Genomic DNA, 13408 nt, shown 5'->3' on the forward strand with positions numbered 1-13408 from the left:
TGCATAGCGTAAGCCTCCTCTGGCATAGCCGTGACGGGCGGTTTCAGTCCAGGTAGTCTTGGTAAACCACAGAGAACCATAAACAACTGAAATCGCTCAACTTAATTTTCGCGTAGGCTCTTAGGCTGCTCAGCATCCGCACCAGAGAACGCTCCAGGTTTCTGGGTAAAGAGATTATAGCGGATGCGCACGGTCAACTGGTTATCGGTGTGCAGCTTCTCGATGATCGCGTAGTCGTTGGAATAATTCTGCAACCACCGCCGACATTAATCACGCTGGTCACGCCGAGCGCGTTTATCTCGCGCATTATGGCGCATGTCTCAACTCTGGTTTAAGCTCTATCACCCGCCCTGTGAGAGCCTGCCGCTGCGGATTGCCATTTTTTCTGACTTTTTCGAGAAACAGATTGCTCCTCTTGTAACTGCACTGGAATAAATTTCCGCACTTCGGGTTATGCTTTCACGTTTATTCCATGCTTAGCACAAACCCTTTTTGGGACGCTCACTCACGATATGCGGCTCTCTCTCCCATTTTCCTCAAAACATCCCTGGTTTGAACATTCAGCGCGATTGTCTGCGCATGAGCAGAATGAAGAGTGGTGTGCCGATAAAAGCTGTCACGATGCCTGCCGGGATTTCCTGCGGTGCGAAGATCGCCCGGCCCAGCATATCCGCCAGAACGGTCAATATTGCGCCGATCAGCGCCGTCACTGGTAGCAGATGCCGATAGCGCGCGCCGCAACAAAGGCGCGCTGCGTGCGGCGCAATCAACCCTACGAAGCCGATTGCTCCCACGGCGGACACAGCGCCAGCCACAGAAAGGGCTGACAGTAGCAGTAGCCATAAGCGGGTCATGGCCGTATCGACGCCAAGCGATTCCGCAGCGTCGCGACCGAGCGCCATAATGTCGAGGCGTTTCGCAAATGCCATAGAAACGGCGATCAGCAAAAGCCAGGGGGCAAGTGCATTCACGTCCAGCCAGTTGCGCCCATGGGTGGAGCCCGCAAGCCAGGCAAGTGCTTCGGCAATCTGAAGCTTTGCTTCAATTACCACGACCGTGCTCAATGCTGAAAGGCTGGCTGCGACGGCAAGGCCGGTCAGTGCCGTGCGTGTCGGCGACAGGTTTTTGCCGAGCAGGCTTAAAAGCACGACCACAAGACAGGCGCCGCCTGCGGAGCAGAGCGCAAAAAGCGCGCTTCCCGGAATGATGCCGCCGAGCAGTGCGACGAGGCTTGCGAGTGCTGCGCCTTGTGCAAGGCCCAGAGTTTCTGGGCCGGACAGCGGGTTACGCGTCACGGCCTGCAACAACAATCCAGCCATTGCGAGCAAAGCGCCCGCGCCCATGGCCACCAACACGCGTGGCGCGCGCAGTGCCTGTATCGCCTGCCAGTCGATGTCACGTCCGGCAACGCCGTCGCCGAAGAGCAATCCGGCCAGAAGAGCTGCGAACAGAACTGCGCCGAGGCTCGCGTAAAGTGTGGCGGGTTGCTTGAATATTGTTTTCCCAAGGATGTGTGTGCTGCGTGCCGGTGCTTCAGCTTTCATGCGACGCAAGACGAAGATCAGCGCCGGTGCCGCAAAGCAGGCAGCGAGAATGCCTGTCGGGATGAGGGTGCCAGCGCTGCTCAGCCACTGCGCGGCGATGTCAGCTGAAAGCAGCGCAACCGCTCCCCAAAGGCAGGCAGCGGGCAAAAGCACATTGTGCCGAACCATGCCGGTGGCGCGTAGCAGATTGGGCACTGCGAGACCGATGAAGCCGATAGGTCCCGCGATGGTGACTGCAGCACCTGATAGCACGATTGTGGCGAGAAGGCCGGTCAGGGCGGTTACCTTGCCAAGCCCGAGACTAGCCGCCATGTCGCTGCCGAGCGCCATGACGTCGAACTGGCGGGCAAGGGCGACCAGCAGCAGGATGGCTCCGACGATAAAGGGCGCGAGCGGCGCAACTTTAGCCCAGCCTGTTTGTTCCAGCATGCCGGAAGACCACAGGATGATGCCCGATGCGCGATCATCTGCAATCAATATGATAGCGGAAGAAAGCGCTGAGAAGGCAAGCGAGACGGCCACGCCCCCCAGTGCCAGCCGAACCGCTTGGGCGCGCAATCCGCCGCCGACCAGCAGGCATAATGTTCCGCCCAGTGCGCCGCCGATGATGGTGGCGAGAAAGCCCGGAAAGGCAAAAGGAAGCAGCAGGTTGGAAACAACCAGTGCCAGTTGCGCGCCGCTGGTGACGGCCAGAATGTCGGGTGCCGCGAGCGGGTTGCGCAAAATAGTCTGCATCACCGTGCCAGCGGCAGCAAGTGCTGCGCCGACCAATATGGCTGCGATTGCGCGGGGCAGGCGAATGGTTTCGATGATAATCTGCGACAGCGTTTTGGGTCGCGACGGCGACTGCAAAACGTCCTGTAGCGTCACATTTCCACTGCCGATGACGAGTTCGGCGGCCGTCAGCGCGACGAGCAGCAGGATTGCCAGAACCACAATGCCAACCGTGAAGGTCGCCGTTTTTGTCTGGTTCGACGCCAGAGGCTGCGGGGTCATTCCGCGTTCCGCTCATGTTTGGCGGATGGCTGAACCGTTGGATCATTGACCCAGCGGGGCATGCAGAACGGGATCGGCAAAACCGGATGCGCCGTCACTTCGATGTCGAAATCGAAAGCTTCTCTAAGGCGCTCTGTTGTGAAAACACTTTCGGGACTACCGGAGGCCATCAAGTGGCCTTTGCGCATCAGAATAACATCGTCGGCCAGTTCCAGCACCTGATTGAGATCGTGCAGAACGGCTACGATGGTCAGGCCATGGTCGCGGTTTAGTTGCTTGAGCAGCGTCAGCAGTTCAGCCTGATGGCGAATGTCGAGAAAATTCGTCGGCTCGTCGAGAAACAGGACGGACGGTTCCTGCGCCAGCGCCAACGCCACCCATGCGCGCTGACGTTCACCGCCGGATAGCGAAGCCACTTGACGATGACGCAGGGCTTGCAGGCCGGTTTGCGTGATGGCGCGTTCGATTGCCTGTCGGTCATTATCGCCGAGACGGGAAAACAGGCCCCGATGCGGGTGGCGTCCATTTTCGACCAGTTCTTCTACTGTCAGGCCAGCGGGGACTTCCGGCATTTGCCCCAGCACGGCGATCTTGCGAGCGAGATCAATACGTTTCAGACGGTTGATGTCTTCCCCGTCGAAAAGGACTTGACCACTCGTTGGCGTCTGTAGCCGCGCCATGCTACGCAACAGCGTGCTTTTGCCTGATCCGTTGGCACCGCAAATGACGGTTATGCGCCCGGCCCGAACGGAGGCATCGACCGAATTCAGAGCCATCGCGCCGTCAAAACTGACGGAGGCGCCAGCCGTCCTGATGATTGCTTTGTCCTGCGTGGCCATCGGCTTCCAAACGACATGTTCTTCGATGCCGTGTGATAGACAAGAGGATACGGCTCCGCAAGTTTTCTAGAGCGTTCCAGTAGAGATTAAATCGTCGGGACGTTTGCATTGTTCAATGGACGCTCTGCCGACAGGTGGTCGATCAGCGCACGCGCCGATGAGGTCAGCTCATCCAGCGAACGTATGCAAAGCGACAAGTGCCGTGTGGCCCATGCATCCATCAGCGTGATTGGTACGATGCTGGTTGTTGTCATCATGCGGTGCGCAACCAGTTCCGGAATGATTGCCAGACCGACGCCTGCGGCGACCATCGGGCAGATGCTTTCGAATGTGCGCAGTCGCGTGCGCGTCTTCAGCTTAACGCCCAGACGTGCCGCATGGGTTTCGATGTGATCGTAAAGTGCGCCTGAATAGAGCCCGATAAACGGTTCATGAAGGACATCGGCAAGGCATGTCGATTTTCCGGCGGCGAGGGGATGGTCTGGTCCCGTAATCAGAACCAGTCGGTCGATGGTGAAGGGGAGGAGTGTCAGTCCAGCGGTATCGACAGCGTCCGACAATATGCCGATCTCGACAAAGCCGCCGGAAACAGATTTTGCGATTTCCGCACTCTGCCGTTCTTTCAGTTCGACGTCGATCTGTGGATTGTCTGTCATGAACTGCGCGAGCCGCATGGGAAGATATTCAGTCACGGCGGCTGTGTTGGCTGCCACACGCACGGTTGAGCGCATGCCCCTGGCATGGGTGATGAGGTCGGCATGCATGTCAGTCATCTGGCACAGCACGAGCCGCGCATGATGCGCAAGCGCTTCGCCAGCCGCAGTGAGGGTGACGCCTCGTCTGCCGCGTTCAAGAAGCTTGACCTCGCCAATGGCTTCCATGTCACGCAGGCGTTCGCTTGCCGAGGGCAGGGCGAGCCCCACTTCCGTTGCACCATGCGTGATGCTTCCGGCGTCGGCGACGGCGATGAAAAGGCGAAGGTCTGTGAGGTCAAAACGCATGCATATTTATCGCTTATATTCTGCCTTCGGTAAAGCCGAAGGTAGAATATGGAACTTCCGCATTTCGCAAAAGGAGGAATTCTCTATAGCGGAAGCATGACCCAATCAGTCGCACTTCTCGTCACGATTACGCTTACTTTCCTCGGCGCAGGCTTTGTCAAAGGCCTGACCGGCATGGGGTTGCCGACTGTTGCCATGGGCGTATTGGGGGCGTTGATCTCGCCGCTCACTGCCGCGAGCCTGCTGATTGTTCCGTCATTCGTTACCAATGTCTGGCAGCTGCTGGCCGGGCCAAGTTTTCGTGCGCTGGCCCTGCGCTTGTGGGCGATGATGGTCGCAATTATCGCTGGAACGTGGATCGGTTCTTTCATGCTCGTTGGCGGTGAAACGGTCCTGACGACGTCGCTGCTCGGCGCATGTCTGGTCATTTATGCGGGATACACCCTTTTTGCCCGACAGTGGCAGGTATCGCGGCGGCATGAAGTCTGGCTGTCGCCGCTGATCGGGTTATTGACCGGCCTGATTGCCGGTGCGACTGGTGTGTTTGTGATTCCAGCCGTTCCCTATCTTCAGGCGCTGGGCTTGAAGAAAGACGATCTCGTGCAGGCTTTGGGACTCTCCTTCACGGTATCGACGATTGCGCTGGCGATCGGGCTTTCCTCACATCAGGCCTATAGCGGCGATATTCTTCTGATTTCGCTTGCTGCTGTCTTGCCCGCGCTGGCTGGCATGGCACTTGGGCAGGTTTTTCGCCAGAAAATAAGTCCGGAACGGTTTCGCCTCTGGTTTCTCGTCGGGCTTATGCTATTGGGAACGGAAATGCTGGTGAGGCCGCTATTCTTGATAAGCTTTCAATAGCGGAAGAATTTTCTTTTCTCCTCCAATACATACGGATTTGCTTTCTTGTTCGCATATGCCGGAGACAAGATACTCACGCTGCGTGAATTGCGGGATCTGTTTCAGTTCCCGGGAAAGCTCGGAATAGACAGGCCGCCTCTGGCTGTAGTGTGACATGACCCGACATAAATCTCCTGACCATAAAGGCTCGCCTGCGTCGCGATTCCGGCTGTTTAATCCACTTCTTGCGGGCGCAACACTGCGAGAGCGCGCGATTGCCTGCGTTGGCGCGTTGATTGGTATCGCTGTCACCGGTTTTGCTTCGGGGCTTCTGCTGGGCAATGGTTCACATCTGCCATTGATCGTAGCACCCATCGGCGCATCGGCTGTGCTGCTGTTTGCCGTACCGAACAGTCCGCTGGCGCAGCCATGGTCGATCATTGGCGGCAACACGATTTCGGCGTTGGTGGGCGTGATTGTCGCTCGCTATGTCAGCGACCCGGCTCTCGCTATCGGGCTTGGCGTTGCACTTGCAATCGCCGCCATGTCCGTGACCCGCAGCCTGCATCCCCCCGGTGGCGCTGCCGCGCTGACGGCAGTGCTGGGCGGTCAGGCGGTCGCAAGCTGGGGCCTGTGGTTCCCGCTTGTGCCGGTCTGCTTCAATTCCTGTCTGCTGGTAGGGCTGGGCATCTTGTTCCACAGGCTCTCCCGGCGGAAATATCCGCATTCCGCGGCAGCCGTTCCAGTAAGTCTGCACGAAACGAAGGACTTGCCGCCTTCGGTGCGAACCGGCATCCGCGAAGAGGATATCGACGAGGCGCTGAACACGCTGGATGAGAGCTTCGACATCGACCGCAACGATCTTGGCCGGTTGTTGCGTCAGGTGGAGTTGCAGGCATCGATCCGCGCCCATGGCGACCTGACCTGCGCCGATATCATGTCGCGTGATGTTATCAGCATTGGGGAAAACGACACCGCCGATCAGGCCCGCAATTTGCTGCTGCGCCATCGCATCCTGACCTTGCCAGTGACGGGCGCGGACGGGCGACTGACCGGCATGGTTGGCCTGCGTGAATTGATTCAGCCGGGCGAAAGCGTGAAAGATCATGTGATTCCGGCCATTACGGCTGGGCCGGATGACGCCGCGTTGAGCCTGCTTCCTGTCCTAACCGACGGTCTGACCCATGTGGCCGTGATCGTGGACGAGAACAGGTTTGTGGTCGGCGTCGTGTCGAAAAGTGATCTTCTCAGCGCCATTGCGCGTGTGCTGCCTCAAGCCGCACCGGTTTCCATCCGGGCCGCAGCGTGACATTTCAGCCAAAGCTCTTACCTGTTTCCGGCAAAGTCTCTCACGGCTCTGCCGGAAATACCCTATTGAATAAAAAGCAGATTTTGGGCAGGGTTCACTCCCAAGACAATGTCGGTGAGTGAATATGTCCGTCCATCGCGTAAGCTTCTATATTCTACTGGCGCTCGTCACGATCGCCTTCGCCTGGCTGCTCATTCCTTATTACACCGCAGTGCTGTGGGCGGTCATTCTCGCCGTTATCTTCTATCCGGTTCAGCAATATCTGCTGCGGGTTTTGCGCGGACGGCGCAATCTCGCGGCCTTTCTGTCAGTGCTGATGTGTATCTGTCTGGTCATCATCCCGATGCTGATCATTTTCAGCTCGCTCGTCCAGGAGGGAAACTCGCTCTATCAGCGGCTGAGCAGTCGCGAATTTGACCTCAACAGCTATATCAACAGCATTTTATCGGTGCTGCCGGATTCGCTGGAAGACTGGCTCAAGCGCTTCGAGCTGGGCAGTTTCGCTGAATGGCGCTCGCGAATTTCATCGACAATCCTGCAAGGCAGCCAGCTTTTTGCCGGTCGTCTCGTCAGCTTCGGCCAGAATACACTGCAATTTTTCATCGGCTTCGGCATTATGCTTTATCTGCTGTTTTTCCTTTTCCGCGACGGTGCGGATCTTGGACGAAAAATCCGGCAGGCCATTCCGTTGAGTGACGACTACACCCGCCAGTTTCTGGAAAAATTCACCGCCGTCATCCGCGCGACGGTCAAGGGCAACATCATCATCGCGATCATTCAAGGGGCCATCGGCGGCGTTGCTTTCTGGCTGTTGGGGATCGAAGCTGCCCTGTTGTGGGGTGTGATGATGACCTTCTTCTCCATGCTACCAGCGGTCGGCGCGGCTCTCGTCTGGGTGCCTGCCGCGATATGGTTCTTTGTCAGCGGCGACTGGGGCAAAGGCGTCATTCTCGTCCTGATCGGAACGCTGGTTACCGGTCTCGTGGATAATCTGCTGCGCCCGCCGCTGGTCGGCAAGGGCACACGCATGCCGGACTATGTGGTGCTGATCTCGACGGTTGGCGGTATTTCGCTGGTCGGTATCAATGGCTTCGTAATCGGGCCGTTGATAGCCGCCATGTTCATTGCCGCATGGTCACTGCTTGCTGAAGAGCAGAAAGACAAGCCCATTGCCGCCGACAGTCCGAAACCATCGGCGGTGAAGGCCAGACGCTCAAAATAATCAAGGGATCAGGCGACTTTGAGCGTTTCGACCGGCAGGCCGGTATCGGTCATTTTGTTGTCGATACCGTTTTCATCGAGAAACTGCTTCATCTCCGCATAGGTTTCAAACCATGCGCGGTTGTATTTGTCGAATAGCGACTGATCCCAGTAATCTTCCAGACGGAACGGCTTGTCGCTGAAAACGTCATAACTTGGAATCTTGTAGGTCTCTGCAAATTCGGCGGTGCGGCTGTCATAGGTGAAATAGATCGACGGCACGCCATTGGCGAGCGCCATCAGGTTTCCGTGCAGGCGATAACCAAGCACAAGCTGTTGCTGGCGCACGAGGTTCTCATAATCGGCCACAACATCGGAATAGAACATCTTGTTCCGGTAGAGGTTTTCGATTTCATCATCGAAATACCAGTCGGCGGTCCAGCGATGGCCTTTCAGTGCGGCGATGGCCTCTTCCTTCTGTTCGGGTGTGCCGAATACCATCTTTTTCTCATCGATCTCGCCTTGCGCCATCAGCGTGACGTCGAAACGCTGCGCCATCGTCTTGATGAGGTCGCGGTGACGGGTGAGATATTGCTCAATGTCCTTTGCGTAGGCGGGTGAAACCTCACGGCGCACTGTGACGCCAACCTTCTCTACGCTGTCGAGTGGCGGCAGCTTGATGCGCAAATGCTGGTTGTTGCGGCGGAAGGCCGTGGGGCAGCCGATGATGCGGACATTGCGAATGCCGATATCGTTCAGCACCTGCGCCGTATAAGCGCCGCGGACGCCGATGGAAACGGTCGAATCCGCAATAATGCGCAGTACGGCCTTGGTTTCTTCGGAAAGTTCCAGCGCGCCCTTGGAGGGGGCCTGCGCGCCGATGCCAAAAGCAATGACCGGCAGTTTCAACCGTTGCAAGACGGCTATGCTTTCGCGCCAGTTCATGTCCTTGTTCACATAGTTCGACCCGCGCAGAATGACATAGTCATATTCCTCGCGCAGTTGGTCGATCTTTTCCGGCGAATAAGTGGTTATGGGAAGCTCGGACGCCTTTTCATAGTTCATCAGCTTGAGCGATGACTCGAACACGAAGGCGTCGCCAATATTGTGATAGTGATTGATGCTGCCCTGCACGTCGGTGTGACGATACCAGCGCACATTGTCGTGGTCATACACTTCTCCAGCGGGAATCATCACGAGGGCGCGGGGGGCACGGGCCATTCGGTTTTCCTTTAGTAAGAGCATTTCCAGCAAAAGTGTGAAACGGTTTTGCGTTCGGAAATGCGTAAGATAATGGTTCCAGACGAGCCAGGCTCAGCTTGCCTGAGAGAGGACAGTTTCACTCACTGCCGGCTTCGCTTTGCGAGGCTTCGCCTCGCGCAATCGGTTATAAAGGTCGAGATGCTCCTTGGCGCAGTCCACATAGTGTACAGGACGACGAATGGAATTGTGAAGTCGGTCCCATATGCTCGGCTCACTTAGGACTTCCGTGAAACGGTCGGCCAGATCTTCAGCGCTGCGGACACGGAAATGCAGTCCGTCTTCGCCGTCGCGGATTTTCTCGGCCATGCCGCCAATATTGGAGCAGATCACCGGACGCCGATGATGCAACGCTTCCTGAATGACGATGGGCGAGTTTTCCCACCAGATGGACGGCATCACCACCCAGTCGACCGACTGCATGAGACGCGGCATTTCCGCATTCTGGTAAGCGCCATAAAAACGCACGCGGGGACCGGCTTCCTCGATCAGTTTCTGCATTCGCTCCTGAAAGGCAGGCGGCTGCTTTTCCAGATTGCCGCCGAAAATCATCAGGCGGGAATCTTCACCCCACACCTGTTCCGGCACGCGTGATACCGCATCCACCAGCACGTCGATGCCCTTGAACGGGTTGATCTGGCCGAAAAAGGCAAAGCGGCTGCGGCGCGGGTTCGGGCCGGTCAGTTCGCGTGGAGGCGTGACCTCGCGAATGGCGATGCCGTTTTCGATCACAGCCATCTTGTCAGGGCTCAGGCCCCATTCGTGATAGCGGTTTGCCAGAAACTGGCTTGGCGAGATGAAGGCGTCGGCCAATTCCAGCATCCCACGCACAAAGCGTTCGCGCTTGAGAAAACGCGCTGGCGGAATCTGTGGAAAGCAGGCGTGGCAATCGATGGGCGATGCCTCGTTGCAAAGCTTCGAGGTTCCGGCTTTCACCATCTGGCCGTCATTGTTGCAGATGGACAGGAATTCGTGGAACGTGACCAGAATGATGCGATCCGGCAGGGTCTCGCGGATTGCATAAAGCGTTTCCAGCCCCAGCCCCATCACATGATGGAAATGCACGATATCTGGATCGAAATCGCGCACGAAACGCAGGAGATCGCGACGGATTTCGTCCGTATTCTTGTTCGAGAGGTAGAAGTGATCATACTCGTCGGCATGAAACAGGATTTCGTCGCTGGCGCGGCGCATGCTCATCAATGCTGTGGTGCCGTGGCGCGGGATCGGGTGACCGGCGCGCGCCAGATAGACCGATTGCACGCCGGGAATGGCGTTCAGCCCCTTATGCAGATTATAGGATGCGATTTCACCCCCGCCGAGCGAGATCGACGGGTGGGCGTGCGAGATGACGAGAACGCGGAGTTTATCGCTCATGCGGGTTCCTCAATCGGTGCGCTGCGCCTGCCGGCAAGAATATTCGACCAGCGCGCATCAAAGACCTGTCGGTCGATCCGCTCGATCAATGCGATGGTTGATGCCCGGTCGGTGACCGACACATCATCGGAGCCGAGCATTTGCGCTGACGGCAGCCAGTAGGAGCGCAGGCCGGACTGTTTGAGCTTCAGGCCAAGGTCGAGACCTTTTTCATGCGTGCCGAGATAGCCGCGTGTGAAACCGCCGACCGAAAACAGCGCGTCACGCGGCAGGATGCAGCATTCGAAGGTCGCCGTGGCGACTTCGGTGAGCGACATGCCGGAAACGGAATCCATCGGATAACCGGCATAACGGCTGATCAAAGCGCGATCCGATTGCGGCCCAGCAACCCAAGTTCCGGCCCAGCGTATGGAATCGTCTTCGTAAACCAGCGTTGGCGACAAAACGCAGTCGTGGTGTGAGTCATAAGCCGAGACGAGCTTGTTCAGCCAGCCTGCACGCCGCGGCAGCAGCGAGCCTGCCAGAAACACCACCTTGTCGGTTGTGACAGCGCGCGCACCAACTTCCAGCGCATCGTAAAGGTCTTCCGAACCGCTTGCCGAAACGAGGCGGATGCGCAGGCGATAGAAGTCCGCGAGCCTTCGAACCTGCACCCCGATGCGGTCGATGATTTCCGTTGCTGCCGCCACGACAATCGGCGCGATGCGGGTTTCTGGATCGAGTGCGAGCAGAGCCAGCAGAGGCTCTATCTCTTCCACGCGTTCATCGACACCGATGATGATCGCCAGATTAGCGGCGTGATTGACCGCGTCTTCGAAAGGGCCAAGATCGACCACGCCGAACACTTCCGGCGCCGGGCGGCTGACGCCGCTCAGCAGGGGAACAAGCTGTTGATCGACGATGTGGCGCAGCGCCCAGGCATTGGGGTCGGTTGCGCGTATCTGCCGGACAATCGCATCGCGTGATGTCACACGGGTCGGCGTCAGTGGATGAAAGGCGCGGCGTCCATCGCTGATGGCCAGCTCGATATAAAACGGCGATGTGCTGTCGCCCGCAAGTTCAGGCGCGAAGGCCACGAAACCGTGCGCGTGGCGATTGGGGTCGAGACCAGCATTGAAGGGCGGCTGATTGTCGAATTCACGCGTCACGTCGGGCCGGTCATAGCGGGTCCATGTACCGTCGATCTGTATTTCGCCGCGATGGCGGCGCAGCTTGACGCTTTCCACATGGCTGTCTGGATCGAGCAGCCAGCCGGAAACCAGTATGCCGCTGCCTTCGACGCGGAACACATTGTCGATGCCAAGCCGCACCGGAAAGGGCAGGCCGGAGACGGTTTCGCTGCCGTCGAAGCGGTTGGCGGCAGAACGCAGCCGCAGCAGAATATCCGTTGAACTGCGCACACGCGGCAGGATCGCGCGAATATGCCCCGGCGTCTCGCGCGACCCGGCCAGCAGCCTGCGATCATAGACTTCGGTGAAGCGCCAGCCGCGTCGTCCGCGAAACAACAGTCGTTCAATGTCGTTCGGCTCCACCGGCTCATTGGCAAGCAGCAATCCGGCAAAACCCGACGCCTGATCGTTGAGATCGGGACGCGCAAACACGCTGATCGAACATTCCGCCAGTGAAGAGTTTTTGCCGCTGATGAGCAGTCGTGTGACGGCAGGCGTCAGATCCTGCGCCCAGCCTTGAACGAAAATTTCGCCTTCGTCGCTACCGCCAATCAGTTCAACACAGCCATCGGAGCGCGCACCGACCTGCAACAGTACGGTGATTGCGGCAAGCTTCTTGCGCCCGATAGGACCGGAAATCAGTCCTTCCACCAGTTCATCGATGACGGTTGGCAGGCTTGGTCCGGCAAGATCGCCGATCATGGCCACGAAATCGGCGACAGGCGCTGCCCGCGAGGCGAAATTGTAACGCGCGACCTTGGCCTTGTGCTGGAACATCACCGTCTTGAGGATGCCCCGGCGCAAAATGCCGGTCGGCACAATCGCGACGAATCCATGGGTTCCGGCAGGCGACGGCTCCTTCAGCGGCCAGGTGACGAGGTTCACCTTGACGCTGAGCGCCGGATCGCCATTCAGAAAGGCCGTGACCTGATCGCCGCTCGCATTGCCGATGCCAAGCACGAGCAGAAGCGTGTCTTCGATCACGCAGCCGACAACCATCTCGCCTTCCATCATCATGGGCGGGCGTTCCGATGGCCGGGCAGGTTTTGCTACCGATTGCTGCGTGACGGGTCTTTCGTCTTGCGTCATGGGTTTCCCCTCAGCGCATCACGAAAAGCGTCAGGATGGCGCCTGCGACAAAACCAGCCATCACGTACATCAACATGAACAGCAGCTTCACGTCGCCACCGGCGCGTTTGCGCACGTCATCCATGCGCTTTTCAAGTCCCGCGACCACGCCATCCATGCGCATGATATGCACGTCGAGTTCGGTCATGCGCTGATGCAGATCGGTGCGCAGGCCATCGACGGATGCGGCGATGTCCGCCATTTCGGCAGGCGCGGCATTGCCGGAACTATCGAGCACCGGGGCCACGCGTTGCAGCGAACGCTGATTGACCTGCAACTGGCGCTGCGCGGCCATCAACATGTCGAGCTTGTCGAGAATGCGCGTCATCGGCGCTGCAATCAGTGCTTCGGCGGCCTGTTCATCGGGCTTCGGTACGCGCAGTTTCTGCTCATTGCCCGCCGCATTGGCTGCGACGACAACAAGCTCACCGGCGCGAGCGGCGGCGAATTGCGGCAGCATCACTTCGAAAGCATGCAGGCCGTCGCCAATGCCGTTGCGCTTCAGGTCGGGACGTTCCTTGTCCGCTGGTGCTTCCGCGATGGGTTTATCATCAAGCAGAACGCGGATCAAAAGCCGTTCGGTGGGTGCTCCGGGATCGAACGCCCAACCGTAAAGGCGGCCTTCCTCGATGGCGTCAACGCGTCCTTTCATGGCTTCGGTCCTCTGAGGTGCGGCGGATGCAGCCTGTGCTGCTGCCGGTTTTGCTGCCCCTTCGGTTGGAACTTTGGTCGCGATGTTCATGATCTA

10 protein-coding genes are annotated in these 13408 nt (G+C 58.2%); 3 read left to right on the top strand and 7 right to left on the bottom strand.

Features of this window, described 5'->3' with window-relative positions:
• Window positions 1-560: 560 nt before the first annotated feature.
• The 3 genes from JAU75_RS17660 to JAU75_RS17670 all read right to left on the bottom strand — a co-directional run bounded on the left by JAU75_RS17660 (window position 561) and on the right by JAU75_RS17670 (window position 4380).
• Complete coding sequence (locus tag JAU75_RS17660) at window positions 561-2540, bottom strand: iron ABC transporter permease (protein WP_199057786.1); 1980 nt, start codon at window positions 2538-2540, stop codon at window positions 561-563.
• Window positions 2537-3379, bottom strand: a complete 843-nt coding sequence (locus JAU75_RS17665; RefSeq protein ID WP_199057787.1) for an ABC transporter ATP-binding protein — start codon at window positions 3377-3379, stop codon at window positions 2537-2539. The genes JAU75_RS17660 and JAU75_RS17665 overlap by 4 nt, the downstream gene beginning before the upstream one ends.
• 86 nt (window positions 3380-3465) lie before the next feature.
• The gene (locus JAU75_RS17670; protein WP_199057788.1) at window positions 3466-4380 is read right to left on the bottom strand and encodes a LysR family transcriptional regulator; all 915 of its coding nucleotides are present in this window, start codon (window positions 4378-4380) and stop codon (window positions 3466-3468) included.
• Window positions 4381-4476: 96 nt separating this feature from the next.
• Between JAU75_RS17670 and JAU75_RS17675 the strand changes: the two genes are divergently transcribed.
• From JAU75_RS17675 to JAU75_RS17685, 3 genes are all read left to right on the top strand, one after another.
• The gene (locus JAU75_RS17675; RefSeq protein ID WP_199057789.1) at window positions 4477-5238 is read left to right on the top strand and encodes a sulfite exporter TauE/SafE family protein; all 762 of its coding nucleotides are present in this window, start codon (window positions 4477-4479) and stop codon (window positions 5236-5238) included.
• A gap of 154 nt (window positions 5239-5392) precedes the next feature.
• Entirely contained in the window at window positions 5393-6526 is a 1134-nt protein-coding gene (locus JAU75_RS17680; RefSeq protein WP_199057790.1) for an HPP family protein, read from the top strand.
• A 124-nt stretch (window positions 6527-6650) separates the two neighbouring features.
• Complete coding sequence (locus JAU75_RS17685; RefSeq protein WP_199057791.1) at window positions 6651-7748, top strand: AI-2E family transporter; 1098 nt, start codon at window positions 6651-6653, stop codon at window positions 7746-7748.
• Between the two features lie 8 nt (window positions 7749-7756).
• On the opposite strand, the gene JAU75_RS17690 is transcribed toward JAU75_RS17685, so the two are convergent.
• The 4 genes from JAU75_RS17690 to JAU75_RS17705 all read right to left on the bottom strand — a co-directional run bounded on the left by JAU75_RS17690 (window position 7757) and on the right by JAU75_RS17705 (window position 13402).
• A complete protein-coding gene (locus tag JAU75_RS17690; protein ID WP_199057792.1) occupies window positions 7757-8947 on the bottom strand; it encodes a polysaccharide pyruvyl transferase family protein in 1191 nt (396 codons plus the stop codon).
• Between the two features lie 93 nt (window positions 8948-9040).
• Entirely contained in the window at window positions 9041-10363 is a 1323-nt protein-coding gene (locus JAU75_RS17695; RefSeq protein WP_199057793.1) for a glycosyltransferase family 4 protein, read from the bottom strand.
• Entirely contained in the window at window positions 10360-12621 is a 2262-nt protein-coding gene (locus JAU75_RS17700; RefSeq protein WP_199057794.1) for a hypothetical protein, read from the bottom strand. Before JAU75_RS17700 ends, JAU75_RS17695 begins: the two co-directional genes overlap by 4 nt.
• A gap of 10 nt (window positions 12622-12631) precedes the next feature.
• Window positions 12632-13402 carry a hypothetical protein gene (locus JAU75_RS17705; RefSeq protein ID WP_199057795.1) on the bottom strand — a complete coding sequence of 257 codons (771 nt, stop codon included), beginning with the start codon at window positions 13400-13402 and terminating at the stop codon, window positions 12632-12634.
• Window positions 13403-13408 lie beyond the last annotated feature (6 nt).

It is taken from the genome of Ochrobactrum sp. Q0168, assembly GCF_016427605.1.
Taxonomy (GTDB): Bacteria; Pseudomonadota; Alphaproteobacteria; order Rhizobiales; family Rhizobiaceae; genus Brucella.

What these genes read in the sequence shown, in the direction of transcription:
- JAU75_RS17690 (WP_199057792.1), bottom strand. Translation starts at nt 8,947, where the DNA reads ATGGCCCGTGCCCCCCGCGCCCTCGTGATGATTCCCGCTGGAGAAGTG.
- JAU75_RS17695 (WP_199057793.1), bottom strand. Translation starts at nt 10,363, where the DNA reads ATGAGCGATAAACTCCGCGTTCTCGTCATCTCGCACGCCCACCCGTCG.
- JAU75_RS17685 (WP_199057791.1), top strand. Translation starts at nt 6,651, where the DNA reads ATGTCCGTCCATCGCGTAAGCTTCTATATTCTACTGGCGCTCGTCACG.
- JAU75_RS17705 (WP_199057795.1), bottom strand. Translation starts at nt 13,402, where the DNA reads ATGAACATCGCGACCAAAGTTCCAACCGAAGGGGCAGCAAAACCGGCA.
- JAU75_RS17665 (WP_199057787.1), bottom strand. Translation starts at nt 3,379, where the DNA reads ATGGCCACGCAGGACAAAGCAATCATCAGGACGGCTGGCGCCTCCGTC.
- JAU75_RS17670 (WP_199057788.1), bottom strand. Translation starts at nt 4,380, where the DNA reads ATGCGTTTTGACCTCACAGACCTTCGCCTTTTCATCGCCGTCGCCGAC.
- JAU75_RS17680 (WP_199057790.1), top strand. Translation starts at nt 5,393, where the DNA reads ATGACCCGACATAAATCTCCTGACCATAAAGGCTCGCCTGCGTCGCGA.
- JAU75_RS17660 (WP_199057786.1), bottom strand. Translation starts at nt 2,540, where the DNA reads ATGACCCCGCAGCCTCTGGCGTCGAACCAGACAAAAACGGCGACCTTC.
- JAU75_RS17675 (WP_199057789.1), top strand. Translation starts at nt 4,477, where the DNA reads ATGACCCAATCAGTCGCACTTCTCGTCACGATTACGCTTACTTTCCTC.
- JAU75_RS17700 (WP_199057794.1), bottom strand. Translation starts at nt 12,621, where the DNA reads ATGACGCAAGACGAAAGACCCGTCACGCAGCAATCGGTAGCAAAACCT.